The 26,869-nt window shown below is 43.3% G+C and carries 21 protein-coding genes and 1 pseudogene; 4 read left to right on the plus strand and 18 right to left on the minus strand.

Features of this window, described 5'->3' with window-relative positions; all coding sequences use genetic code 11:
- Window position 1: 1 nt before the first annotated feature.
- Entirely contained in the window at window positions 2-142 is a 141-nt protein-coding gene (locus M5J74_RS27900) for a hypothetical protein (protein WP_250014475.1), read from the plus strand.
- On the opposite strand, the gene M5J74_RS27905 is transcribed toward M5J74_RS27900, so the two are convergent.
- The 4 genes and pseudogenes from M5J74_RS27905 to pruA form a co-directional block, all read right to left on the minus strand.
- Complete coding sequence (locus M5J74_RS27905) at window positions 93-2,879, minus strand: phospholipid carrier-dependent glycosyltransferase (protein WP_250014483.1); 2,787 nt, start codon at window positions 2,877-2,879, stop codon at window positions 93-95. The genes M5J74_RS27900 and M5J74_RS27905 overlap by 50 nt on opposite strands.
- A 4-nt stretch (window positions 2,880-2,883) precedes the next feature.
- Window positions 2,884-3,345 carry a GNAT family N-acetyltransferase gene (locus tag M5J74_RS27910; RefSeq protein WP_015157135.1) on the minus strand — a complete coding sequence of 154 codons (462 nt, stop codon included), beginning with the start codon at window positions 3,343-3,345 and terminating at the stop codon, window positions 2,884-2,886.
- An 81-nt stretch (window positions 3,346-3,426) separates the two neighbouring features.
- Window positions 3,427-3,585 (minus strand): annotated as a pseudogene (locus M5J74_RS27915) (Uma2 family endonuclease); the annotation flags it as partial.
- 110 nt (window positions 3,586-3,695) lie between these two features.
- Window positions 3,696-6,674, minus strand: coding sequence for an L-glutamate gamma-semialdehyde dehydrogenase (gene pruA / locus M5J74_RS27920; RefSeq protein WP_250014492.1), 2,979 nt, complete (start codon window positions 6,672-6,674; stop codon window positions 3,696-3,698).
- A 376-nt stretch (window positions 6,675-7,050) separates the two neighbouring features.
- Between pruA and M5J74_RS27925 the strand changes: the two genes are divergently transcribed.
- Entirely contained in the window at window positions 7,051-8,133 is a 1,083-nt protein-coding gene (locus tag M5J74_RS27925; RefSeq protein WP_015157137.1) for a class I fructose-bisphosphate aldolase, read from the plus strand.
- Between the two features lie 51 nt (window positions 8,134-8,184).
- Here M5J74_RS27925 and M5J74_RS27930 read toward each other — a convergent pair whose 3' ends face one another.
- Both M5J74_RS27930 and M5J74_RS27935 read right to left on the minus strand, forming a co-directional pair.
- Window positions 8,185-8,331: a hypothetical protein gene (locus M5J74_RS27930; RefSeq protein WP_158265913.1), complete on the minus strand. Its 147-nt coding sequence runs from the start codon at window positions 8,329-8,331 to the stop codon at window positions 8,185-8,187.
- Window positions 8,332-8,384: 53 nt separating this feature from the next.
- Window positions 8,385-8,558: a hypothetical protein gene (locus tag M5J74_RS27935; protein ID WP_015157139.1), complete on the minus strand. Its 174-nt coding sequence runs from the start codon at window positions 8,556-8,558 to the stop codon at window positions 8,385-8,387.
- Window positions 8,559-8,867: 309 nt separating this feature from the next.
- On the opposite strand from M5J74_RS27935, the gene M5J74_RS27940 reads away from it, so the two are divergent.
- Complete coding sequence (locus M5J74_RS27940) at window positions 8,868-10,028, plus strand: pyridoxal phosphate-dependent aminotransferase (protein ID WP_250017180.1); 1,161 nt, start codon at window positions 8,868-8,870, stop codon at window positions 10,026-10,028.
- A gap of 59 nt (window positions 10,029-10,087) precedes the next feature.
- Here M5J74_RS27940 and gatA read toward each other — a convergent pair whose 3' ends face one another.
- From gatA to M5J74_RS27955, 3 genes are all read right to left on the minus strand, one after another.
- Window positions 10,088-11,539, minus strand: coding sequence for an Asp-tRNA(Asn)/Glu-tRNA(Gln) amidotransferase subunit GatA (gatA, locus tag M5J74_RS27945; RefSeq protein ID WP_250014494.1), 1,452 nt, complete (start codon window positions 11,537-11,539; stop codon window positions 10,088-10,090).
- Window positions 11,540-11,633: 94 nt separating this feature from the next.
- Entirely contained in the window at window positions 11,634-12,071 is a 438-nt protein-coding gene (locus tag M5J74_RS27950) for a hypothetical protein (RefSeq protein WP_250014496.1), read from the minus strand.
- Between the two features lie 93 nt (window positions 12,072-12,164).
- Entirely contained in the window at window positions 12,165-12,617 is a 453-nt protein-coding gene (locus M5J74_RS27955) for a hypothetical protein (RefSeq protein ID WP_106168106.1), read from the minus strand.
- Between the two features lie 211 nt (window positions 12,618-12,828).
- Here M5J74_RS27955 and M5J74_RS27960 point away from each other — a divergent pair, with 211 nt between their 5' ends.
- Window positions 12,829-13,653: an alpha/beta fold hydrolase gene (locus tag M5J74_RS27960; protein ID WP_250014504.1), complete on the plus strand. Its 825-nt coding sequence runs from the start codon at window positions 12,829-12,831 to the stop codon at window positions 13,651-13,653.
- A gap of 35 nt (window positions 13,654-13,688) precedes the next feature.
- Here the strand turns inward: M5J74_RS27960 and M5J74_RS27965 are convergent, their stop codons facing one another.
- The 9 genes from M5J74_RS27965 to M5J74_RS28005 all read right to left on the minus strand — a co-directional run bounded on the left by M5J74_RS27965 (window position 13,689) and on the right by M5J74_RS28005 (window position 26,837).
- Window positions 13,689-14,783 carry a glycosyltransferase family 1 protein gene (locus tag M5J74_RS27965; protein WP_250014506.1) on the minus strand — a complete coding sequence of 365 codons (1,095 nt, stop codon included), beginning with the start codon at window positions 14,781-14,783 and terminating at the stop codon, window positions 13,689-13,691.
- Between the two features lie 19 nt (window positions 14,784-14,802).
- Window positions 14,803-15,819, minus strand: a complete 1,017-nt coding sequence (gene rfbB / locus M5J74_RS27970) for a dTDP-glucose 4,6-dehydratase (protein WP_250014508.1) — start codon at window positions 15,817-15,819, stop codon at window positions 14,803-14,805.
- A gap of 191 nt (window positions 15,820-16,010) precedes the next feature.
- A complete protein-coding gene (locus tag M5J74_RS27975; protein ID WP_106168110.1) occupies window positions 16,011-17,144 on the minus strand; it encodes a glycosyltransferase family 1 protein in 1,134 nt (377 codons plus the stop codon).
- Between the two features lie 98 nt (window positions 17,145-17,242).
- Window positions 17,243-18,490, minus strand: a complete 1,248-nt coding sequence (locus tag M5J74_RS27980; RefSeq protein ID WP_250014509.1) for a hypothetical protein — start codon at window positions 18,488-18,490, stop codon at window positions 17,243-17,245.
- Between the two features lie 27 nt (window positions 18,491-18,517).
- A complete protein-coding gene (locus M5J74_RS27985) occupies window positions 18,518-20,395 on the minus strand; it encodes a GtrA family protein (protein WP_250014511.1) in 1,878 nt (625 codons plus the stop codon).
- A 243-nt stretch (window positions 20,396-20,638) separates the two neighbouring features.
- Complete coding sequence (locus M5J74_RS27990; RefSeq protein ID WP_106168306.1) at window positions 20,639-21,631, minus strand: methyltransferase domain-containing protein; 993 nt, start codon at window positions 21,629-21,631, stop codon at window positions 20,639-20,641.
- 184 nt (window positions 21,632-21,815) lie between these two features.
- Window positions 21,816-22,973, minus strand: coding sequence for a DUF4214 domain-containing protein (locus tag M5J74_RS27995; RefSeq protein WP_250014513.1), 1,158 nt, complete (start codon window positions 22,971-22,973; stop codon window positions 21,816-21,818).
- The gene (locus tag M5J74_RS28000) at window positions 22,930-25,299 is read right to left on the minus strand and encodes a glycosyltransferase (protein ID WP_250014514.1); all 2,370 of its coding nucleotides are present in this window, start codon (window positions 25,297-25,299) and stop codon (window positions 22,930-22,932) included. Before M5J74_RS28000 ends, M5J74_RS27995 begins: the two co-directional genes overlap by 44 nt.
- A complete protein-coding gene (locus M5J74_RS28005; RefSeq protein ID WP_250014523.1) occupies window positions 25,296-26,837 on the minus strand; it encodes a bifunctional 2-polyprenyl-6-hydroxyphenol methylase/3-demethylubiquinol 3-O-methyltransferase UbiG in 1,542 nt (513 codons plus the stop codon). The genes M5J74_RS28000 and M5J74_RS28005 overlap by 4 nt, the downstream gene beginning before the upstream one ends.
- Window positions 26,838-26,869 lie beyond the last annotated feature (32 nt).

The raw sequence follows: 26,869 nt of genomic DNA on the forward strand, positions 1-26,869 counted from the left end.
CATGCCCCGCGATAGAAAGACAAGGGAGACAAGGGAGACAAGGAGGACAAGGGAGAAATTACCACGCGCTCCTCTGTTTGCCAATGTACGACTTATGACTTACGACTTACGACTACTCTATAGTCTTGCCAAGCTTGGATGAGGTTGCCTTGCATCAGAGCAGCAATACCATGTAGGGCATGTAATTCTGGAATGTTCGAGTTGAGTGCTAAAGCAGGTTTGAGGGCAGTTTGGGCGGCGGCTCCATTCCAGTTATATAAATGGACAAAGGCAAGGTAGGCATAGGCATAGGGATTTTGCGCATCTAGCTGCGTCACTCGTTCCAAAGCCGCGATCGCACCTTGTACTTTTTGCTGTAATATTTGAGCTAACGTCAGAGCGTAAGCCCAGTCGAGATTTTGTGGCTCCTGTTTCAGCCTGTACTCCATTGCCAATTGTACCTGTACTAAATAGTCTTGGATCGGGTCGTATTGATTAATCCGCCCCACTTCCGCAAAGACACGATCTAATGCCTTAATTCCTTGAGGTAAGGTTGCTGCTAAAAGTCGTTCTTGCGTAACTAAATCTAATTCCGGTGCAGGTGTGGCTGTAGCCCCAGGGTCAATTTGTAAAGCTACTGGTGGTACGGTGATGGGATAAGTTTCACCTGTATTGCGGTTGAGATATGTCGCCTCCAAAGTGTAAATTCCCGCAGATAGATCGGATGGAGGCATCATTGCTGAATGTTCTGTTACAAAATTGGTAATTGGTAATTGGTAATTGGTAATTGGTAATTGGTAGTTGGTAGTTGGTAGTTGCTCTGTTGCTACTAAAAGACCAAGACCAAGACCGCGATCGTGGATCCAGCGATCGCTTTGTTTGTCACTATCCTGATTTTTCCATGTGAGTAACACAATACCAGGTTGCAACTGCTCCCACGTCCCAGACCACTCATAAGTCACCGGAATCGGCTTTCCGGGCGGTGCTACTGACGGTACTGTAACTCTTGATAGTGTTATGTGAGTGGTTGGTTGTTGGTTGTTGGTTGTTGGTGACAGAGTGGTGTGTGGTGTGTGGTGCGTGGTGCGTGTTTTTTCTCCCTTGTCCCCCTTGTTCCCCTTGTTTCCCCTCTCTCCCTTGTCTCCCTTGTCTCCCCCCTCTCCCTTGTCTCCCTTGTCTCCCCCCTCTCCCTTGTCCCCTTGTTCCCTCTTCCTTCGACTCCCGACTTCTACCTGCGGTACGCGGCGATGATACAGTTTCAAGCTGCTACTGTCGGGTAAAGCCCAAGTTTTTTGTAAATTGAAATCGGGAGACTGTTCCACGTACTGTACCATAGCACTTTGAGCATCTGGAACCGAACCTTGTTCGCCTGTTTTCGTGACAAACCAATCGAGCGATCGCCCGTCTTGGACAATTTGCTGTTGGCGCGTCCCTACTTGCCGTCCATAAACCTGAAAATTTCGTAATGCTCCAAAATAATTTAAGTTGTGTTGATTGACTTCTAACGTTGAAGGCAATACACCCAAATTGGATCTAATATAAGGCGCAGTTTGGACGATCTCTTCAATGACTCGCTCGTGAGGATATTCTGACCCCATATAAGCATAATGTTTGGCATTAGGACTGAGAATTGAAGCAACACGGCTACCTAATAGTCCTCCTATAGGAAACAAATTTAACCCCGTGACTAACACTGCTAAACCCACCGTAGCCCAGCGAATTTGCTGACCCCAGCGCCCGCGCCAGCACGTCATACCATAGGCAAGAAACAGCGCGACTCCAGGTAAATAAGGCACGACATAGCGACTGTCTTTATTAATGTTGAGCGAACAGAGCAGATACGCACCGATGAGGAAGATTGCAAGCCATATGAGTGAGTCGGGCTTCAGGTGAGGTTCTCTGCGCATCGGAGCCGCGTAGCCGGGAGTCGAATTCTTCTTTTGACTTTTGACTTTTAACTTTTGACTTTTATAAAGTAATAGTCCTACGATTGGTACGAGCAAAAGTACCCAAGAAATATGCTCGGGGAGTAGTTTCCAGTAGTAAGTCCAAGCATCAAGGGTATTGAGGGCTGGATCGCCTTCAGCTAGGGCAGAATCTATTGTTGCTCGTTTTCCCCCAGTTAGAATCAGCAACCAGTTTGTCTGATACCACGGCATAAACACGATCGCCGATAGCAGTAGAGCGATCGCAAATTGGCAGATCCGCCCAATATGAGGTTTGCGAATCGTTTCAACCCCAGTCCAGACGATCGGCACGAACAGAAAAAACAACGCTGTCTGCTTGACTAACAATGCTAAACCTAGAGAAATGCCAAATGCGATCGCCCAAAACCAACTTGAAATTCGGAATTCGGAATTCGGAATTCGGAATTTGTTTTGACTTTTGACTTTTGAATTTTGACTCTTCCACACTGTCAGACACCAAAAACACAGCGTCACGACAGCCGTAAGGGGATAATCGAGTAAAAAGTCTAGGCGTAACTTATATAATCCTGGGATGAGTTGACATATGCCAGCTGCCCATAATCCGACTTCGGCGCTAAATAGTTGTATCCCTAGTCCGTAGATGGAAACCAGCAGGATGGCACTGAAAAATGAATTTACCAACGTAGCGCGATCGCCGCCAGTGCCAAAAATCAGTTGGGTAATAGCCGCAGCAATCTGCGTTAAGGGAGGGACTTTTGTGGAAAGCTGCCAAAAGTCAGTCCACCAATCGCTACTGAACCACTGAGGCTGTTGTAGTGCTTGCCAGTAATTCAACGAACTCGTAAGATATTCCGCCCGATCCCAATCTGGAACAGAACGATCGCAAGCAAACCAGATGCGATCGATCGCTACTCCCGCTAACCATATCAGCAGGAGAATGAGTAAATGGTGCTGTTTGAATTTAGCTAACACGAAATCAATAGGTTGAGCCTAATTTCTTCCTCATTTTGACATGGGGAATGCCAGCTTCTTCAAATACTGCTCCTTCTGGCTCAAAACCTAATTTTTGATGCAATCCCTGGATGTATTCTTGGGAGTGGATGACGACTTCTTGCATCTTTTTTTGGGCTGCCAGCTCGATCGCTTTTTCCATGATTAATTTACCAATGCCTTTCCCTCTAACAATTGGCAAGACGGCTAGCCTCTCAATTTTTGCCGTGCGATCGTCTAAATATCTAATTCTAGCAGTGCCGATTGGTTGGTCATTGATGTATGCAACGAGCTGATCTGAGGTTTCATCTTTGCCATCAAAATCTAATTCTGGCTCTATTCTCTGTTCTAATTGAAAAACTGCCGCTCTCACCGATCGCATGGCTGAAAAATCTTCAGGTAATTCAGCAACTTTAATTGTTAAAGTAATATCAAAATTGCTTGACATTTGCTCTAGAACATTTCGGCTTTTAACACAGATTACCTTATACAACTTTGTGTCTTTGCGACTTTGCGCGATCGATTTATTTTAAGCAAATAACGATGCGATCGCACAGGTAAAACCAGGTAATAAAGGTGAATTTAACTCATCTCCACTCATCAAAGTGGCAACTAAATTTAAAACCGCTTGTTCGCGCCGATAAACTTCAACCTGTTGCTTGCGCCAATCTACAATCCAATACTCTCTATTGGAAATTACAATTTGGGACAGGGCGGGTTTAGCAATATTGTTGAATGGAAACAGAAATTTTTGGTGAACCCGCCCATACATTATTTGGGTAAATTACCTATGTCGATTTATTCTGCACCTTCGATGGGGGCAAAACCCTGACGCTGAACGTTTTCCGTAACTGTACGCGGCTCCAAAAATTGTAATAAATAATCGGGACCACCAGCTTTGGAACCAACTCCAGACATTTTAAAGCCGCCAAAGGGTTGTCTGGCAACGATCGCCCCCGTAATCGTCCGGTTGATATACAAGTTACCAACTTCAAATTGTTCCTGTGCCATCTGGATATGAGATGGGGTACGAGAATACAGTCCCCCTGTCAAGGCGTAGTCAGTACCGTTAGCCACTGCGATCGCCTCTTCAAAGTTCTTCACTCGAATTACTGCTACCACGGGACCAAAAATCTCTTCTTGGGCGATCGTGGCTGTGGGAGGCACTTCGGTAAAAATCGTAGGGTTGACAAAATAGCCGTTATCTGGAGCAGAAATTTCTACAGCAACTTTTGCTTCTTGTCGTCCTTGCTCGATATACTCGCGGATACGTGCTTGAGCATTACCGTCAATCACGGGACCAACTTGAGTGCTGGGTAATTCCGTTGCACCGATGTTGAGCGATCGCGTCGCTTCTACTAAGCGGTGAATGAAAGTATCGTAGACTGAATCTAAAACAATGACTCTTGATGCAGCCGAACACTTTTGTCCGCTGTAACCGAAAGCCGATTGCACCACACCCACCACGGCTTGGTCTAAGTCGGCACTTTCATCGACAATCATCCCATTCTTACCACCCATCTCAGCGATGACGCGCTTCAGATGCTTTTGTCCTGATTGAACTTTTGCCGCTTCCGCATAAATCCGACAACCCACTTCGCGGGAACCTGTAAATGCAATTAAGTGCGTGTCAGGATGGTTTACCAAGTGCGCCCCCACTTTAGAACCTTTGCCAGGTACAAATTGATAGACACCTTTGGGAAATCCGGCTTCAACCAAAATTTCAGTTAATTTCGCCGCAATGACTGAAGATGTTTCCGCAGGCTTGAGGAGAGTACAGTTTCCTGCTACCAAGGCTGCTACAGTCATACCAGTGGCGATCGCTAAAGGAAAATTCCAAGGAGAAATCACCACCGCAATTCCCCTCGGTTGGTAAAGGTAACGGTTTGTTTCCCCTGCCACGTCGTAGTTATAACCCGCATCCAATCTTTCCATTTCCGCCGCATAATAACGACAGAAATCGATCGCCTCCGATACTTCTGCATCGGCTTCTTTGACTGGTTTTCCGACTTCCAAGACAATCCAAGCTGATAACTCAGCACGACGGAGTTCCATCAAATCGCCAGCTTTACGCAAAATACTTGCCCGTTGTTTGGCTGGGGTATTTTTCCACCCAGGAAACGCCGCCTTCGCCGCTTGCATTGCCTGTTCTGCTTGTTCGACGCTTAGGAGTCCGACTTTTCCCACCACCTCGCTGAAATTTGATGGGTTTACAGAATCAATAATTTCTTCTGTAGAAACGTACTCGCCATTTACTAGAGGCAAATAGGTTTTACCAAATAACTGTCGCACTTGTTGAAAAGCCTGTTGTGACTGTTCTCTCGCCTCGACTGCGGCGTAGTCTGTATCTGCTGCTGGATGAAATGGTTTTTGTAAAGACGTTACATGTAACGTCTCTACATTTTTAACCATCGGTGGCGCGATCAATTCCTCAATCGGACGTTCTTCCAAATTTTGCCGCAGGAAGGAACTATTGGCGGTGTTTTCCAACAAACGACGAATTAGATAAGCCATTCCAGGTAAAAGTTCGCCGTAGGGACAATATACCCGGACTCGATAACCGCGATCGCTCAACGCTTTTGCCAGTTTATCGCCCATGCCGTACAGCACTTGCATTTCAAAGCGACGACGAGGAATGTTGAGAGTTTCAGCGATCGCAATTGCATGAGCTTGCGATCGCACGTTATGGCTACCTATTGCCGAATAGACGTATTCGTGGTTTTCTAACAACAACTGGGTAATTTTTTCAAAGTTAAGATCTGTAGCTGCTTTGTCATTAAATACGGGTTGCTGCCAGTGCTTTTGTTCGGCTTTAATTGTTTCCTGATCCCAGTAAGCACCTTTAACCAGTCTTACAGTTAAGGGATAGCCTCGCTGTTTTACCCAAGCGATTAAATCTTGCGTATCTCGTTCGCTATCGCGCAAATATGCTTGAACTGTGACACCAACATCCGTACGACTGCGAAATTCTTCTTCTTGAAGGACTTGTTTTAAAATAGAAAAAATCAGGTCTTTATAAGCGTATTGTTCCATATCAAAATGGATCGATACGCCTAATTCTTGGGCTTTTCTTAATACAGTTCGGATGCGATCGCTAACTCTTGCCGCACTACCCGCCGCATCCAACGGATCGAACTGAGAGTAAAACGCCGTCAGCTTTACTGAAACTTGTACCTGTGGCAAAGCTTCCCCATCAGCTGCATCAATTTGGGCAACTGGTTTCCAATTCTTGCTAGCTGCTGCTAGCTGTGCCATTAAATCTAAATAACGTTCTAAATATGACTGCGCTTCTGCTTCGGTAATGACTGCTTCACCCAAAATATCGATGGTGAACGCCATTTTTTCCTTGCGCAGCCGTTCGATTGTCTTTAATGTCTGCTGAATATTTTCTCCCGCAATATATTTATGCGCTAATGTTTCTACAGCTGTAGATACAGTCGTCGCTGCTACCTGTGCCGGCATAGAATCTGGGTTAGCAAAATTGAGCATTCCTTTCAAAGCAGTCGGAAGTTCTACCGACTCATCGCCAAGGTATTCTTGCAAATGGCGGGCAATTTCTGGCTTACTCCGCAAAGCAGGCAAACAGTCAATAAAACGAAATAGCTGCACCCGCAACCCAGGATTACTCATTGCCCAGGCGAGTAACTTGTCATCCCAGCGCATTTGGTCGCGAATTGAGGCAAAAAACGAACGATTTTCTCGCGTCGCCGCTAAGAGTTGTTTGGCGATTTCTTGTGTCTTTGGTTCGTAAGTGGTTGGTTGTGCTTGTAGTACCACAGATGGCAGACTCCCTGTTTAAGGCATTGAGGCAATTCGATTGCAATCTAGGTGCGATAACTTGAGTGCGATCGCTCCCCTATTGAAAGGTTTTCACTCCCTCTTAACTTGATTTGTAGCATAAATAACCGTTTGCAGTTGTGAGTCATTATGTTCGGTCTATTAACCAGACATTTATATTTGTAGCCCTTGATAAGTTACGTTTTAATAACTATATTTTGACAACAAATAAATTCTGACTGTCTTAAGGGTAAGCAACTGAAAACTAAAAATAAAAAGTAGGAGCTAAGAAGATGGGAAACCGTCCAAATGGAACAGCGCAACAAATATTTATTCTTGTCAGAATGGGAGTTGAAACTCATTAAGGGAAAATGCTATGACTGCTACGCTGTCTGCACCCCAAGCGATTGAGTCTTGGTTGGGTCAAGAAGCAGAAGACCTCCTCACGTACAAAGCTAAGGTTCCCAAAGATTTGTTACATCTGCCAAGCCCAGACATGGTAGACCGAATTTTCAGCATTAGCGATCGCAATCCGCAAGTATTGCGCAGCCTTCAACAACTCTACTCACACGGGCGATTGGCAAATACGGGTTATCTTTCAATTTTGCCAGTAGACCAAGGAATCGAACACTCCGCAGGGGCTTCGTTTGCACCCAATCCGATGTATTTCGATCCAGAGAATATCGTTAAATTGGCAATGGCAGCCGAGTGTAACGCTGTTGCTACCACGTTGGGCGTTTTGGGTATAGTGTCTCGCAAGTACGCCCACAAAATCCCCTTCATTGTCAAAATCAATCACAACGAGTTACTCACTTTTCCCAATCAATTCGATCAAGTTTTGTTCGGTTCGGTCGAGCAAGCTTGGAATTTAGGAGCTGTGGCAGTTGGGGCTACAATATACTTCGGTTCGGAAAACTCTACGCGCCAAATTCAAGAAATTAGCCGTGCTTTTGCCCGCGCCCACGAATTAGGAATGGCAACTATTTTGTGGTGCTATTTGCGTAACAACGCCTTTAAACAAGACAAAGATTATCACCTAGCAGGCGACCTCACCGGACAGGCAAACCACCTGGGTGTCACGATTGAAGCCGATATTATCAAACAAAAACTGCCAGAACTCGATCGCGGTTACGAAGCTGTTGCTAAAGCTAGCGGCAAAAGCTACGGCAAAACCAACGAAAGAATCTATACCGATTTAACGAGCGATCATCCAATCGATCTCACCCGCTACCAAGTTCTCAATTGCTACAGCGGACGAGTGGGATTAATTAACTCTGGTGGTGCTTCTGGTAAAAATGATTTTGCTGAAGCTATTCGTACGGCTGTAATTAACAAACGGGCTGGCGGTTCTGGCTTAATCTCCGGTCGCAAAACCTTCCAACGCCCCTTTGAAGAAGGAGTCAAGTTATTCCACGCGATTCAAGATGTTTACCTCTCTCCAGAAGTAACTATTGCTTGATGCTGTAAAAGTAGGACTTTGGATAAAACTAATCCAAAGTCCCAATTTGTCTTAATTGCCTTGTTTTTGCGGGTCTTCTTCATCCATAACCTGAGCCAGCATCCAAGGAACTGGCAAAGTTTCCCAGCGCGATTGAGAACGCTTGGGTAAAGCTAGCTGGCGATCGCGATTTCGCTTGGTCAAACGAGGACTTTTCATACTCTCATCCTCCAATTTTACAAATCGTAAAATTTACTGAGTTTAAGGAGAAATTAAGTTGCTCCTACTGCCCAGCATGACAAACCTGCATGAAAATCATTTAAATTCTGCATGAGAATCTTCTCATTAAATCGGCGCAGCGTTATTTGTTGTACGGCGGTTTTGACTCGCTCGAAAGGTAGCTTGGTAGTTAGGCGAGATGCCGGAGATTGCAGAAGTTCAACCATTCGAATGAAGTGAGTATCTTTACTAGAGCCAGTGTATGAGGAAGCACTTCTATTTCATCATCCAACCACAGGCAGAATTCGTTCGAGAAAGTAGCAGAAAGGAGTCGTAGGGGCGGGTTTTGTCCCCAGATTCCTTGCCCAAGTCGGGAATCTTTAGCTAAACGCGCCCGTACACAAATTAGCCGTCGCAAATCTGACGCTAAACGCGCCCGTACACAAATCAAAATTCTTAGCAGTAAAAGACACAAATTCAGACGTTTACTTTAAGATATGCTTAACTGAATTGGAGTTTTGCAATCGGTAGTGACCATGAAACTGGCAGCACGAGTGGGTAAGGTAACGCCTTCTTTGACCTTGGCAATTTCCGCCAAAGCCAAAGCCATGAAAGCTGAAGGAATAGATGTTTGTAGCTTCAGCGCCGGAGAACCAGACTTTGATACTCCAGAACACATCAAAGCAGCCGCAAAAAAAGCCTTAGATGAAGGTAAGACGAGATATGGTGCGGCGGCTGGGGAACCCAAGTTAAGACAGGCGATCGCCCACAAGCTGAAAGCAGATAATGGTCTAAACTACCAAGCTGAAAATATCATCGTCACTAACGGTGGCAAACACGGTTTATATAACTTGATGATGGCGCTGATTGAGGTGGGAGACGAGGTAATTATTCCCGCCCCCTACTGGCTGAGCTATCCTGAAATGGTTATTCTTGCTGGCGGAACACCAGTAATCGTCCAGACGGATGCTAGCTGTAAAATAACTCCCGACCAATTGCGTGCTAGCATTACGCCAAAAACTAAGCTATTTGTCCTCAACTCTCCTTCTAACCCTACGGGTGTTGTCTATACGCCGGAAGAATTGCAGGCACTCGCGGAGGTTGTGGTTGAGAAGGATATTTTAGTTGTATCGGATGAAATTTACGAGAAATTACTATATACAGATGTAAAACACGTCAGTATCGGTTCTCTAGGTAAGGAAATCTTCGACCGTACCATTATCAGTCATGGTTTTGCTAAAGCTTACTCGATGACGGGTTGGCGTGTCGGCTATTTAGCGGGTGCGGTAGAGTTAATCAAAGCTGCAAGTACGATTCAAGGTCATAGTACGTCTAACGTGTGTACCTTCGCTCAATTTGGCGCGATCGCGGCTTTAGAGAGTTCTCAAGAATGCGTCGAACAAATGCGTCAAGCTTTTGCCAAAAGGCGAGAAGTCATGATGCAAAGATTAGATGCAATTCCAGAAGTGACTTATGCCAAGCCTGATGGAGCATTTTACATTTTTGTCGAGATCGGTAAAACTGGCAAGACATCAATGGATTTTTGTCAAGAACTTTTAGAGTCGTACCAAGTTGCGGCAATCCCTGGAATTGCCTTTGGATCTGGCGATCGCATTCGTCTTTCTTATGCTACCGATATGACATCGATTGAGAAGGGCATGGATCGCTTAGACAAATACATCCGCTCTTTGTTTTAGCTGAAGCTACGTAGGGGGCGTTAGCTATTGGCGTAACGCACCCTACCAATACTATAAAACTATAGATTTGGCTTGGATTTATGCCACTCTGTAGCTTGTTCGTAAGCGTGAGCCACTTGAAATAATTGGTCTTCCCGCAACACATTTCCAATCAATTGCATCCCAATCGGCATTCCTTTCTCGTCAAAACCGCAGGGAATACTCAATCCTGGCAAACCTGCCAAATTTACCGTAATTGTCATCAAATCGGTTAAATACATACTTAGCGGATCGTCAGTTTTTTCCCCTGCTTTAAATGCTGTCATGGGAACTGTGGGGGTAACTAACACATCCACCTGCCCAAAAGCAGTTTCAAAGTCTTGTTTAATTAAAGTACGGACTTTTTGTGCTTTTAAGTAGTAAGCATCGTAGTAACCAGCAGATAAGGCATACGTTCCTACCATAATCCGACGCTTGACTTCCTTTCCAAAACCCATTGCCCTAGTCCGAGCGTACATATCAATTAGATTCTCAGCATCAGGAACGCGCAAACCATATTTTACGCCATCGTAACGTGCCAAATTAGCCGAAGCTTCGCTAGGGGCAATGATGTAATAAGTTGGCAAACCATAGCGGAAACGCGGACAGGAAACTTCTTTAATTTCCGCACCGAGTTGCTTTAACTGTTCGATCGCCTTATTAACAGCTTGTTCTACAGCCGGATCTAAACCCTCAGCAAAAGTTTCTCTCACGATCCCAATTCGCATCGATTTGAGATCGGGTTTGAGAAATTGGGTGTAGTCAGGGATTTCGACCTTCAAACTCGTAGAATCTTTCGGATCGTAACCCGCGATCGCGCCTAATAAAATTGCCGCATCTTCTACCGTGCGTCCAAAGGGTCCAATTTGATCCAAAGAGGAAGCAAAAGCCACCAAACCATAACGCGACACTAATCCATAAGTTGGCTTCATGCCCACAACACCGCAAAAAGATGCAGGTTGGCGGATCGAACCACCTGTATCGGAACCCAGGGAAACGACACACTCATGCGCCGCTACAGCCGCCGCCGAACCCCCAGAAGAACCGCCAGGAACCCGTTCCAAGTCCCAAGGATTAGCCGTGAGTTGAAATGCGGAGTTTTCGGTGGAACTCCCCATCGCAAACTCGTCTAAGTTGGTTTTTCCCACTGTCACCGCCCCAGCATCCGCTAATTTTTGCGTTACCGTTGATTCGTAGGGTGGGACGAAGTTTTCTAAAATCTTGGAGGCGCAAGTCGTGGGAATTCCCTTGGTACACATATTGTCCTTCACACCCACGGGAATCCCAGCCAATAACCCAATCTCTTCTCCAGCCGCAATTTTGGCATCCACGGCTTTCGCTTGTTCCAGTGCTTTATCCGCTGTCACGCACAAAAAGCTGTGGATCTTTGGTTCTAGTGCTTGAATCCGATCCAGCACCTCTTGCGTAATTTCCACCGCTGAGCGTTCTTTCTTCACTAGTTGTCCGTGCAACTCGCGGATGATGGATGCCATCTCTCGCTTCCTCTTTGCTTCACAGTCCAAACTATAAGTATAGAGCGTCTGAGCGGAAACTAGGGGCTAATTTTATAGAGACGCGATCGCGTCTCTATAACTCTTTCACCGAGTCCGAAATATGTCCTGGGAAGAAATCTATGCCGACTGCTGATTTCAATAAGTAAGCAAATAATAAAATTACGCCGCTAATGACTAAATTTGCTCCCAAAAGGAGCATAACAACCGCGATCGCATTACCGATTCTGGCAAGTCTTTCAGGTATATATTGCCGATTGCGTTTTCGACGATCTTTACCAACAAATAGAACTAAATAAAATCGAGAAAATATCAGATCGATATTAAATCTAAAATCTACAATTTTGGGTGAGGGTTGAGGGATTGCTTGAGTTAAAATATTTATTATAACTTGGAGCTGCTCTGTATTAAAACTTGCCAAAATATTTGGTTCGACCTGCTGTAAATAGTATTCTGGAGTTCTAGTTCGATAATTAGGCAGATTAACTTGCTCTTTAATAGGTGAGTCTTTCACAAATACCTCTAAATATGGATTGAAATATATTCTTAAAATTGAGAAATCAAATAAAAATCCAGAGATTTATTGTTTCGATTAATTCTCATTCGCTTAATTTAGGAATAATCCTTCGGCTAATATTCTGCCTATGCCTAGACCTACCGAAGTAAAGATTGCCAAAAACCAAAAGGCGAAATGTTTATTTAACCCCGCAGATAGTAACGCATGTTTTACTTGAGCTAAGGTCAAAATTAATCCTAATGCCATAATCCAAGTCATAGCTAAACCAAATGCCCAAGGCGGAATTCCTGCCCAAGGAATGCTTTGAGGCCAAGTCATAGCAAAAGCTCCAACCCAAACCAGTAAAACAATCCAAGCTACAGCCAAAGCAACAGCATCAAAACCAACCCAAGCTAAATGCACGGTAATGACTTGCGTGCCTGTCCAAGTAAACCAGTTCGCATTACAATCGGATAATAGCCAACCAGTGCCTATGTATCCAAGCAATAATACTAGTAAATAGAGCCTTGAAATTCCATTTAACCGCGATACTTTTACGTTCATTTCAAATTAAATTCAAAGGTTTTACGCGCTTACTTGTTCTGATAAATGAAAAATGACAAATGACAGCCATAACGGTAGATATAATGAACCATTTAGAATCTGCGATATTATAAGTATTCCTATAGTTGTAGCGATCGCAAATCAGAAAAATTACTGATAAATAGGCGATCGCAATAAAGAGACGATAAAGTAGTAAAACTAAAAAGTATTGATGACAGCTTCTGTTGTGAATTTGCATGTTTACGTCCAAGGCAAAGGTTTACCGATCCTCTGCTTGCACGGTCATCCTGGTTCTGGTTTGAGTATGTCCGTGTTTACTCAACACCTATGCCAACGCTTTCAAACAATAGCCCCCGACTTACGAGGATACGGCAATAGTCGCACGCAGACTGATTTCGCCATGACCGATCACCTGTGTGACTTGGAAGCACTCCTCGATCGCTATCAAATTAGTGAATGTCTGGTTTTAGGTTGGTCTTTGGGTGGAATTTTAGCGATGGAATTGGCTTTAAGGCTTCCAGAACGAGTTAAGGGACTCATTTTAATCGCTACAGCTGCTCGTCCTCGCGGCAGTCATCCAGCAATTAGCTGGCAAGATAATTTGTATACTGGCTTAGCGGCGATCGCAAATGCTTTACAACCCGGCGATCGGTGGCATATAGATACTTTTGGTAAGCGATCTCTCTTTCGCTATTTAATTCAACAGCACACTCCCGCTACTTACGAATACATAGCTAAATATGCTGTGTCAGCGTATTTGCAAACTTCTTCTCCTGCCCAACGCGCTCTCTTTACGGCGCTTAAATCTGGTTACAATCGCCTTCAGGATTTATCGCAGATTCAGTGTCCTAGTTTAATTATGGCGGGAGCAGCCGACCGTCATATTACTCCAGAATCGAGTCAAGAAACTGCACAACATTTACCCAACTCTGAATGGATTTGTTACCCGAATACCGCACATTTGTTTCCTTGGGAAATTCCCGATCGCGTTTTGAGCGATATTGATAAGTGGTTGGTATTACATTCATTGATTTAATTCATGTAGAGATACAAAAATCCCCATCTCTCGAACTATAAAAATCTTTTTAACACCTCAACTGTAGCTAGTCCTGTTTTTCCCCAACTAAATTGACTGGCTCTGGTTAAACTTAAATTAGACAGCCGCGATCGCAGTTGACGATCGGTAACTATACTTTCCATAGCAGCAGCAATCTCCTCAATGTTGTAGGGATTCACTAATAAAGCCGCATCGCCTGTTACTTCTGGTAAAGAGGAAAGATTGGATGTAATTACAGGAGTACCGCAAGCCATCGCTTCGAGTACTGGTAAGCCAAATCCTTCCCACAAACTGGGAAAAACTAATGCGATCGCCCGATTGAGTAAAATTGGTAGTTGTTCGTAGGGAATGTAATCTAGAAACTTGACGCGATCGGCAATTCCTAATTCTATACTTTGTGCTTCTAGCTTTGGAGTATAGCGGCGATCGCCCGTTCCAGCTAGTAGTAAATCGCAATTTTGACAACTCGACATTTTTGCAAAAGCTGCAATTAATCGATGTAAGTTTTTGTGCGGGTCGTGACGACCAATATAAATAAAGTAAGGACGAGTTTCATTCTGCTGAGCTAAGTTGAGCCAGCGGAAATGGTTGGCATCATATGCTAGGGGTATGGGAGTAATTTTAGCGGCTGGGATGTGGAAAAAGTTAATAATGTCTGAGGCTGTCGCAGTGGAGTTACAAATAACGTGCTGTGCTTGGCTGAGAACTTGGGGGATGTAATAGCGGTGATAGGGAGTTAAGGGTGAAAGTCTGGGAAAGCGCAAGGGGATGAGATCGTGAACTGTGACGATGTAGTGACAGCGCGTGTAAAGGGGTGCTTCTGGAACGGGAGAGAATAATAAATGCGATCGCAATTGGCGATAAATTTGCGGTAGTTGCAATTGCGTCCAGAATAAACGCCGCAAATGTCCGACTGTCCCTTGTTCTGGGGTTAAGTTAGCAGGAATGGGATAATATGTGTCTTGAGTCTGCGGTGTGGGTAGAAGACGAGCAGCAACAGGTGAAATTAGGAAGGTAGGATCGAGCGATCGCAAGTACGGAATTAAATTCAGAGCGTAAGTTGTAATTCCTGTCGGTTTATTGATGAGAAAAGATAAGTTAATTAGCATTCGCTGACAATACACTTGCTCAGACTTGCTCTACCCAAATCGGATTGCTCAGATACCATTGAATTGTCTTTAACAACCCACTATCAAAGTTCTCTTTTGGTTGCCAGCCTAATTCCCTAGAGATTTTGCTGCAATCTATAGCATACCTTCTGTCGTGTCCGAGACGGTCTTTGACAAAGGTAATTAAAGAAGAGTGACGAAAATTAGGTTTGGGAGCCAAATCGTCAAGAATAGCGCAAATTTTCTCAACGACTGCGATGTTAGTTTGTTCGTTTTTCCCCCCAATATTATAAGTTTCTCCTACGCGACTATGTTGTAAAACTAGATAGAGAGCTTCGCAGTGATCTGTAACATACAACCAATCTCGAATATTTTGCCCATCTCCATATATTGGTAAAGGTTGACCGTGTAAAGCGTTGAGAATTATTAAGGGGATTAGTTTTTCGGGAAACTGACGTGGACCGTAGTTATTCGAGCAATTAGTAATTAGAGTAGGAAAACCATAGGTATGACAGTAAGCTCGAACGAGATGATCTGAGCTGGCTTTTGACGCAGCGTAGGGACTATTTGGCGCGTAAGGGGTATCTTCTCGAAATGGCGGAGCTTTTGGTTCTAAAGAGCCGTAGACTTCATCTGTAGAGACGTGTAAGAAACGGAATTGCTCTTGTTTGTATGCAGATAGTTTATCCCAATAGGCTTTGCTAGCTTCTAACAGTTGGAATGTTCCTACTATATTAGTTTGAATAAAATTTAAAGGAGTTTGAATCGATCGATCGACATGGGTTTCAGCCGCAAAGTTAATAATTGCATCTGGCTGGTATTGGTCTAATAAATGAGATAATAGCTCGCGATCGCCGATATCTCCACGGATAAAATGATAATCGCGATCGTCCTGCAATTGGGCTAAGTTTTGAGGATTGCTAGCATAAGTTAACTTATCTAAATTGACGATCCTCGCCCATTGCTTTTCTCTCGCTTCTAAAATGAAGTTAGAACCAATAAAACCCAAGCCACCAGTTACTAACAATGTTTGCATCTTCTTATAGGAGAGGTTAGCATCCATCATCGTGATGCGATCGCCAAGCCAACAATGATGCAGTTTAAACCAAATTCAATCGATACAGCCATTCTCAATTAGATAAGGTACATAGATCTGTAGGGGCGCACAGCTGTGCGCCCCTACGAATGCATTTAACCTACGTAGGAAACGCTATAACCAGAATATTGCTATACCAACAGACTCCGGTAAGCCTTGAATGTTTCCCGTGCATTGTGCTGCCAGGAGTATTCTTTTGCTCTTGCTTTACCTTTCTGAATTAATTCATGTCGCAATTGAGAGTTATTAATAACTTCCCAAATTGCCTCGGCTAAGCTATTTGAATCGTTGGGGTCGATTAATATAGCTGCATCTCCCGCGATTTCTGGTAATGATGAAGTGTTAGAAGCGACTACCGGAGCGCCTAATGTCATTGCTTCTAGTACGGGTAAACCAAATCCCTCATAATAAGAAGGATAAACAAATACATCAGCTCTAGTATAAAATAGTGCTACTAATTCATCAGATAAATAGTCAAGATGGTAAATGTCTTTTTGATAAGGCGATGCCTCAATCGCTGCAAAAATGCTTTGATAATTCCATCCTTTGCGACCAATTAATACAAGATTGTGTTCGATCTTATATTTTTGTTTTAATTCATTAAATGCCACTATAATAGAAATGATATTTTTTCTAGGTTCTATGTTACTGACAAATAATAGATAAGGCTTGGAAAAATCGTAGTTAACTGACTGGCTGAGCTGTTCGATATTTTGAGATGATAAGTAATTAGAACAGTAGCGACTTGCCAATGGTGTAACAAAAACTCGTTCGGCAGCAACATTGAGATATTGAATAATATCTTGCTTAGAACTTTCTGAGATGGTTAAAACTAAGTCCGTCCATCGCAGACAGCGTTTGACTTTCTCTACATAACTTTTAGCGACTGTATTAACATATTGAGGATATTTAAGAAAAGCAACGTCATATATATTCATGACTTTGAAACTGCGATCGCAAGGATAAACCGAATAGTTAGTTCCGTGCAATATGTCTGGATTTCCCCAAGATTTTGCCAAGGATGACCAAATTGATTTGTAAGTAGGAAATAATAACAAATTAGAAACTCTAACTGGAATTGGTAGGAAATGAACTGAAGAATATTTCGTTAACACTTCAGGGACACTCCAATTACCGCGCAGCCAGTCTTTAATTCCAGGTTGATAGACAATACCTAACTCAAAATTTTCCTCTGCTTGCAGGGAGTAAAGCGATTGAATTAAGTTTGCTACCTGCAACCCGACTCCACTAGGTTGAGGAGTCATGGGAGTAGCATCAATGATGATTTTATGAACTGACACTGACAAAACGTGGATCGAAATAATTATTTCATTCTAGTCAGTTGTGCGGTCTATTGGTAAGCTTAGGCAACCCATTGCATATTCGTAAACATACCCACAAATTTCATTTGGAGTAACAATGAAGGAGTTGCCATCAACAATAGTAGGAAAACAATCCATTTTTGATTGAACAACCTGTAAAATTGCGTCCTAGATATAAGGTGAATCGTAGCTAGTACAAGCACTACATGTACGCAGAAAGTGTAGCGAACCATGCTCGTCATGGATAAGCTACTCATACCGCAAGCAGATAGATAAAACATGAGCCAGCCAGCTACATAAAATTCAGCTCTTTGTTTCCAACTTCCCTCTATCAAAAAAGGTGCTGCTTTCCGTTCGAGTAAAAAAACAATGAAAAAACTAATCAAAGCGAACGGTACTGAAATAGCATTAATTACACCAGGTAAATTCAAAATTTTAGGGTCAAGGAAAGCAAAATAACTTTCTGGCTTGAAAATGGCTAAATAGTTAGGTTTGACTCCCCATCCTATCGCTTGCGTTTGCATGTAGAAATTCCAAGCGCCAAACTTGAAATAGCAAAAGGCAAAGAATAAGAGAGAACCCAGAATAGAAACGGCGCTGACTAACAAATATTTGCTACTCTTTTGCCAAAACCGAAATGGTTTTGCTTGTCGATCTTTAGCGCTCAATAGCCAAAAATGAAATAGGGGATAAATGGCTATTGGTAGACCAACAACCCGTGTTGCAGTCATGACAAAGCCGTGCGTAGCAGCAAGAATCCAGGCAACGCGCTTTTTTGATGCAGTCCAGTAGAGAAAACCAAGCAACATCATTAAAAACAGCGATTCTGAGTAACCAGCGACTAAATAAAAAGCGGCTGGATGTACTAAAATTGCGATCGCACCGCAAAGGGATAGTCGATCGGAAATCCGCCAGCGTTGAAACAACAAAAATACATATGTCCAAAACCCCCAACAGGCTATCTGTGCGGCTAGTAGCAAAGCAGTTTGTGTAGATAGATTGAAAACGTTCTTAATCGCCCCAGCAATGACAGGATAGCCAGGAAAAAATGCCACATTTGACAAATCTGGATTTTGCGGCGTGGGCGGAATCGTACTGCGATAGCCATGTTCGATAATATGCGTATACCAGTCACAATCCCATCGGCAAAGCTTAGAATAGCCCTCTACTAAATTTTGAGAATTTGAAAACAAACACCCGAAGAGAACTTGGATTAACGTAAATCCTAATCCTAAGCAGATAGCTTGGTAGATTCGCGGGTAACGTTTGAACCCAATGATATTTAGCACTGGCAATATCTTTTGATGTACGACAATTTATTCAGGCTTGCGAACAAACTCCTGTTGATTTGACGCAAAAGAATACATCTTGTGTCCCGTAAAGCTAAGTAGAGCTACACAAGCAGCACTGACCAAACGGGCAGCAGTAGCATTCCAACCAGCATCGTCCATTAAAAGTTGTAACAATCCTAAATTTGCCAGCAAGCTGTTGAGGGCAACTGTGGCAAACACGGCATACTGAATTAGCCAGTTCTTCCAATAGATCCCGAAAACAAAGCGACGGCTCAGCCAAAAATTAGTCGTCAATCCCATAAAATAGCTGACACACAAGGCTGAGACAGACCAAACGCCAGATTGAACGAGCAATGAAAAGATCGCGACATCAACGACTGTTGCGGCTCCACCTGTAAAGACGTAGCCACCAAATTCTTTCAAGACTTTGAGTGTCTTTTGTTGGCGAGGTTTTTTCACCGTCTTATGTGTGGTGGTCTTAGCGGTGGCACTAGCTTCTTCTTGGTATTCGCTATCTGAATTAACCGACCAAAGATTGTGCTTGCCGGGACTCAAAACATTTTCTGCGGCTAGAATCCCCATCAATAAGCTATGGTCTTGATTATTGTATTTAAATGCACCGTATCTTCCGACTAATTGAAGATTAGAAAATGGCTGCAAATACGACTGAATATCGCTTAGTGCTTGTTGATAGTTACCTGCATAAATTGGGTAAGTGCGGGGTAAGCGAACGACAAATCCACCAGAAACTTTTTCTTGATGTAAAAGTCCAATTTTGCGCAGTTCTCGTTCTGCTCGCTCTAACAATTCTGCTTCTGGTTGCTGCCACATCGGTTCGTCGTAGTTGCACCAATACTCGCAGCACAATGGTGTTTGATGCTGGTTTGGCAGCATCTCAGGCGACCAATTCGCAAAATTGGTGACTCGTCCTAATTGCACGCTTGGCTCGTTAATGTAAAGCCAGTTATCTGGGAATAAGTTATTGCCTTCAACGATCAAATAGACCAAAATTGTATTGCGAAATTTGAGAGACTTAGCAGCTGCGATCGCCTCTGATGGTGCAGTTGGATTCATTTGCTGCACCAACAAACTAATGGGTACGGAAGAAATTACACCACCGCAGTTGACTGTTGACTCCTCTCCTGTCTGGCGATTTCTTAATGTGATTTGAGTAACTTGAGAGTTATCGTGGTGAACCTGTACGACTTCTGTGTTTAACAACACGCTTTGATTGTGCTGGCGCAGGTATTCACCGATTTTTTCATACAATTGACCCGAACCTAACCGAGGAAATTCAAAGCGATCGATCAGTGTTTTGACTTTGCCATCGTTACCCAATAAAGCACTGCGAGCTGCTTTCAATAAAGATAAGCCTTTAATGCGTTGCGCCGCCCAATCTGCACTAATTTCCGTACAGGGTATGCCCCAAAGTTTTTCCGTGTAAGCCTGAAAAAATATTTCAAATAGCCGCCGACCAAATCTACTTGTCACCCATTGGGCAAAATTGCGGGGATGGCGATTGGGAAATAACTGCGATTGAGCATATGAAACGAGAATCTTGACGCTCTCAATCGGTCCCATCGTCAGTAGAGCTTCTTTCGCTTTAAGCGGATAGCTGAAATACTTTCCCCCATAGTAGATGCGTGTCAAGCGATTGACAGTGACTCGATCTTTTCCTAAGACTTCACTCCAAAGTTTGAGTACGGGAGCGAGTTTGGTGAAAAAGCGATGCGGACCAAAATCTAGAATAAAGCCTTGATATTCGATACTTTTTGCTAATCCGCCTACCCTCGTATCTCTTTCTACTACTACGACTGGCTGACCTTTTTGAGTTAAGATGTAAGCCGCTGCTAGTCCTGCTGGACCTGCTCCGAGAATATAGATTGGATTAGCTTTACTCATGTCACACCACACTACACTAGACTACATGTCTAAACTTTTATAAAGTTTCAGACAATATACATTCATAGCGATCGCCTTGACAACCGCTATTTATTGTCAATATCTACAAATATGTCGAGTAGCTGAGCGTCAGCGTTAGCAAATCCACCAACTCTCTCTTACACCATTGTTTAGCATCAAGTATGCCTTTCCGTCTTTATAGATGGAACCCATAAAGCATCTCGCGATCGCATCTTTGGTTGTTTAAATATCGCAACTTCGCATACAGCACATATAAAAACAATATGACTTTTCTGGTCGATCGTTCAAAGCCTCACCACTAATAGCCTCCTCACAAAAATGTTTCATATCCAAGTTCTTATCAATAGTTTTAGACAGATCGATCAGACCTTTTGTTTCAACAATCTTAAAATTGTGCCTCTCTAAAATTTGGCACAAGTCACTGTAAAAGTATTCAATTTTATGTTCTGGATGAATATAACCTTTAGGACACTGTATTTGAGTTGCAGAACGATTGGGAGTATCCAGTGCCAGCTTGCCCCCTGGTTTCAACAATTTGTATGCTTGAGCAAACACTTTTTCAGCATCTTCTTGAGTTACGTGTTCTATCGATTGTCCCGACCAAACTAGATCGAAAGAACCTTCCTCAAATGAGGATAGGTCGCTCATGCTTGTATAGACATAATTAATGTCGCAACTTTTGTATTTAATATGTTGTGTCAACTCAGAAGCATTGAGCATCCTTTCATCGGGAGGTAAGTCGGCAATATATATTTTTTCCGGTAAATACGGATAGCCAAAGCTTAATAAAGCACCTCTAGCGTCACCAGTAGAAGCTCCTCCCAAGTCTAGAATAACTTTTGCTTCTGGAAGCACCGTTCTAATCAGTTTAAATCTAGCGTGATGAAGCTTGGCATTGAGCAGATGCCAATAGTCTTTCTTACTCAATGGACGTAGTTGAAATTCAATAGAATCGACTAACATCCTCACTAGAGCAGTTCGACTCAAGCCCTTATCAAGCGCGTTCAACCAGTTTGCTAACCCCTCCGAGTCAATTTCGCGCTCAAATATGACTTTATATGCCATTCTTAAATAGCTTTCGTCAGAGAGCGTCTCCATTTCAGGCAAGCTTTCATGAGAGCGAGTTTGAGCGTTTAATTCGGGTTTAGCCAACTTTTTAACGATTGTTTTTACAGACTTGGGAGCTACTTTGGCAAAAATGTTTTTGGCATTCATCTTGCTAGCTTTAAATTTTAAAATTTCAGATGATTTTTTCAAAAATTATCGCCTTTTTTATCTACCTTAAGGCAGATATTATACTATTTTTTACTATGAAATGCTGACAATAAAAAACTCTAAAAAAACTCTAATTAGAGTAGCAATTACGCTACTCATATTCCGACCGAGCTTCTGATTGAAATCATAAAACTTTTGACGATCGCGAACTAATCCGCTCGGCGATCGCTTCTGTTTTTTGCTGCTCTCCACGTTTAGAAAAAACAAAGTATGACTTTCTCGCGATCGATGTTTTTTCCATGTAAGCATCATACTTTTTGTGCAGAACTTTTTCAACTTCTACTTCTCGTTGAAAACCATGTTGTTCAAATTGTTTTACCCACCAGTGCCAATCAGCCCAAATTAAATGTCCGTTAATCGGATAGCCGTCTTTATCAACGTGAAGCAAGTTAAAAGGCTTTTCTTCAGCAATATCTTGTTCCCACTCTTTGATATAAATAGGAAAAACCGTTCCAAATATTGGATCTTCGCCAAATGCCGGAATATTGCCAAATAAGTAACCGCCATCAACTAATATTCGATCTATGCGATCGAGATAGTCGTGTAGTTTGTTGGGGTTTAAGTGTTCAAATATATCCAAACCAAAAATGAGATCGTATTTTTCCGAAAGCTCTAGTTCTAACAAGTCTCCATGATGGATATTATTTTTGATGTCAGGAAAAGCTTTATCAATTGCCATCGAGCTAATTTCTATTCCTTCGCAATGGATGTTCATCTCATGCAAACATTGCAGAATAGTTCCATTAGCACAGCCTATTTCCAAAGCTCTTTTGGGTTGGAAGGCTGACATAATTTCAGCCATGACTTTCTTATCTTTATCAATTCTAAAACCCCATACACCCGGTTTTTCATAATAACCGTGTTTGAGAATCATGCTTTCTAGCCAATCAAAATCATTGAGGTTTTCTACAGAAAAGACCAAAGCATTATTAGGCTGTAAAAGATCTTCCACTGCGTAATAACGTTCTGGTCTGAGTTCCCGTAAATTTTGAATCCTAATATTATCTTTTAAAACTTTATTAATAAACTCATCCGACTGAACTAAGCTCATGAGTACGTCGGTTCTGCTGTAACCAGTTTGGAGAAGCTTAATGTAATGTTTTAACCCATCTTCATCAGCCTCTCGTCCTAAAAGTTTGCGATAAGCATCTACTAAAAATTCTCGGTCTGATAATGTTTCTGATTCTGAGGTGGAGCGTTTATTTGAAAGCGAATCAGAGATTTCCCCAATTTTTTTGCTAGCTTTGCTTGAGAGATTTAAGAGTTGACTCAGATAGCTCATGACTAAAATTTTCCTCCATCATTAGGACGATTTTATTTAACTTCTCAATAACTGCGGGAGGCGAAAACTTGTTTCGCTGTTGGCGCTGAGCAGTTAACACCTTTTCTCTTAACGGGTTATCTTTAACAAGAATCTTTGCCAGTGCTGCAATTTCAATCAAGTTTTCCTTATTGGTAAACATCAGCCCAGCTTTACCTAATGTCTCAGGAATCGCACTGCTTTTATACGCCAGAATCGGCACGTCAAACCACATCGCCTCAACTAGAGGAACGCAAAATCCTTCATGTTCGCTCATCGACCAAAAGAGGTGAGCAGTACGATAAAAGGCTAAGAGTTGGGCATCGTTGACTTGCCCTGGAATCATCACGTAATTCGTGACGTGCAACCGATGCATCAAGCTCGTGACGTGGTGATAGTATGGATCGTTAATGTCACCGCCACCGATGAGAATCAATCTTGCCTCTCGATCCATTGTCAAGTAATGGGCAAAAGCTTCTAGAAGGTGGTCTTGGCGCTTGTGAGGCGAGACGCGCCCGACAAAGAGAAGATTAGTTTTCCCATCCTGTAACTGTTGCATTAACTGTGGATCTGCTGCCATATCCCATTTTTTTGGGTCTACGGGTATGGGAAGTATACCTGGTGCGGTAAATCCAGATTCCGCCAGTTCAGAGGCGTTATATGTGGAAACTCCAACTGAGAGGGGAAAATGTTGGGCAAGTTGGTTTAATTCAGCCCGACCTTGTTCTAACAGTTGGGCAACGTCGGGGCGATACGACCGGAAAAACTCAGCAGGCGTGATGTTGTGGTAAATCAGACACTTAGAACTAGGATGAGCGATCGCATATTCTGTGACTTCGCAGCCAATCGAGTGATGATAAATCAATCCAGCCTGTTGACCGATACTTTTAGCATGGGGTCTTTTGGCTTCATGGGTGGCGCGTGGGTCTAAATGTTCGGCAAAAATCTCCGACTTGTAACCAAGGGCTTGTAAATAGTTTCTAATCCACCTAGCATGGTTAGAAATGGCATCTCCGTAAGAAAAACCAGCCATCAGTTGATGAATTTCTTTTAGTTGTCTCTGTTGCGGTTGTGGGGAAGTGGCTGGAATAGCTGTCAGTCCTAAAATAGTTTCGTAGCGATCGATGACTCCATCCCAACTCGCATTTTTTTTAGCATAGTCTTGACCGTTTGCACCGTATTCTGCTAGCTGTTCCATTCCAGCGCGATCGATTTGGGCAAACATCTCTGCCCATTCAATTTCTGTTGCTGCTAGCCAACCTCCCCGCGCACTCTTGACAGCACTTGCAGTTGCCAAGCAATCTTGATGTACGACTACGGGTCGTCCGTAAAACCAAGCTTCCATCATGACGCGAGAGTAACTCTCATTCCGACTGGGTTGAAATAAAGCTAAGCAATTTGCCAGCAGTGCTTCTTTCTCGCTTTCTGACACCAAACCAAGATCGGTTAACTCTGGCGCAGCATCGTGAAATGATGTTTCTCCCGAACCAGCTAAAATTAATTGCAAACTAGAGTCTGGATACTTCTGCTTGAAAGTAGCATAAGCTCTGACTAAGAAATCTGTATTTTTTGTTGCATCTCGGCGACCGAGATAGAGAATATAGCGATCTTTTTTGAGTGCTAAATTGCCAATATGACTTAGAGTTGGATCGTCATGCTGTCCGACTTCTATTCCCTCCCCAACGACATAACTTTTAGGAATAATCCCAGCACCGTATAGCTTTTTAGCAAGTTGCTCTTCACCTTCGCTATTAAATAATAACCCGCGTGCTAGGTGAAACATCTGCTCGACTTGCGGCAAATAAGCATAAGCTTCGTCATGCAAACAGGGTTGTAAAAAAGCGCGATCGGCAACAAGTGACAGTCCATTTAAAATTGGACCGTATAGATAGGGGATGAATAAAAATGCTTGATAGTGATGGTGATGAGTTTTGAGAAAGTGTAGTAGTTGAGGAGAACTGATACTCTCCGCGCAAAATATTGCGGCATCATCTAAGCTGACTGGACTGACTCCTGGTTTGAACTGCGCAGGCGGTACTCTCAGCATCAGATGATTGACTTGATTGAAAGCATCGTGGTCGGTGCGGACGACCTTGAACCGACGAATTGCAATCCCTTCCTCTTGACTCAATCCAGGCTTATGATGATTCTCTGCCCAGTTGCGATCGAAGGCTTGGCAGCAAGTCGTGATAATTTCAACTTTGTGTCCTCGTCGCACTAAACGAGAGGCGATCTGCCAAGCCTGTTGTTCTGCGCCGCCTTTTAAAGCTTTACCAAACCAAGGGATTACAATCGCCAGTGGCTTCATACTTTATATCCAATAAGGGCATAATCACGGGGACCAAAAAACCAGTTATGCAGGATTCGCATTTCTGGCTCTTCGCGATCGAAAGGACTAGATTCTACTGGGTTTAAGTGTAGGAGTTGGACGTTATGCAAGCCTTGATAGGTAAACAAGAATTGCATACTTTCTGGGTAAAGGGGTCTTTGGTGAGTCGGATCGGAATAAAAGTCACAAGCACCTACGAGTAAATTTTGCGGATTTGGCGTTTCAAAAATAGCGGTTCCATTTGGTTGTAAAACTCGCAAGACTTCTGTAATTAAATTGAGCAACTGCGCAAAAGACAAGTGTTCGATAATATGAAAACCAGTCACGGCTCCCAAGCTATTTTCAGGTAGCGATCGCAGGTAAGTAATGACATCGGACTCGATCGCCTCCAGTCCCCTAGACTGACATTGTTCGATCGTGACTCGGTTAATATCGAGTCCTTTTGCCGTATATCCATTGTCACGGAGAAGTTCTAGCCATTCACCCCGTCCGCATCCTACATCTAAAATTGGTGCGTCTGGCGTGCCTACGTTGGCTGCGGCAATCTTCGGCAAGTAAACTTTGAGTTTATTCGTAATGTCTTCCCGCGAGCCGCGAAATTGTTCTTCAAAAGCAGCATAAAAGGCATCTAACGAGTGCTGGTTTTCATCGAAAAAGTTGGTTAAATGCTCTTGACTAAAAGCTCCTGGTAGGCGTTGCCGTGCTTCTTCGAGAAACAGAGTAATCAATCGCTTCTGCTGTGCTAAATCATTTTTGAGATAGCTATCGTTTCGGTTGTGACGGTCTTCGATCGCCAGCAAGTGAGCGTCCATGCTACTAATACGAATACCAATACCATTCAATCCTTCTTCAGTCAACTTGAGGCGATCGCTGAATTGCTCTAAGTTGAATTCACTCGCATGGATGCGAGCGCTATTTTGACTGACGCGCTCCTCGCTGGCGTTTAAGCGTTCTCGGTTTTGCTTGACTTGCTCTTGAGTAGCATGAATCTGAGTTACTTGCTCTTGGGTGACGCTATTGAGCCGCTCTCTAATCCGAGCCAGCTGCGATTCGCTCGAACCGAGGCGATCGCCTAATTGAGCTATCCGTGCTTCTGTAGAACTGAGGCGATCGCTCATGCTGCTCATTTGGGTTTTTAACTCAGCTACTTGTTCGCTCAGCCGTTGCTCGATTGCCGCGACTTCTCTTAATCCTTGACTGAGAGAAAAATTAACGACTCGCTGCTCTTTCTGAATAAAGTTGTAAATTTTGAGGCTGTACTTTTTTAACCAACCTACATTAAAGGGAAAGCGATCGAACTTTTTGGGCCAATGAGTGCGGACTTGAGCTTTGAATTCCGCATTACTCGCTAATGCTTCTATGTGGCTGATATTGACAACTTCTTTAGCGATCGCCCCGTTGACATGGCGATCGTGCTGTAATACCGTCAGCAAATCTGGCTGTCGTCGAGAAACTTCCTCTGTAATTTTTTGTTTTAATTCCTCAATATTTATTTCTGGATTATTCGCTTCAATCATTGCGGACTAACTCTGAGATTAACCTACTATTT

The organism is Chroococcidiopsis sp. CCNUC1 (genome assembly GCF_023546805.1).
GTDB lineage: Bacteria > Cyanobacteriota > Cyanobacteriia > Cyanobacteriales > Chroococcidiopsidaceae > Chroococcidiopsis > Chroococcidiopsis thermalis.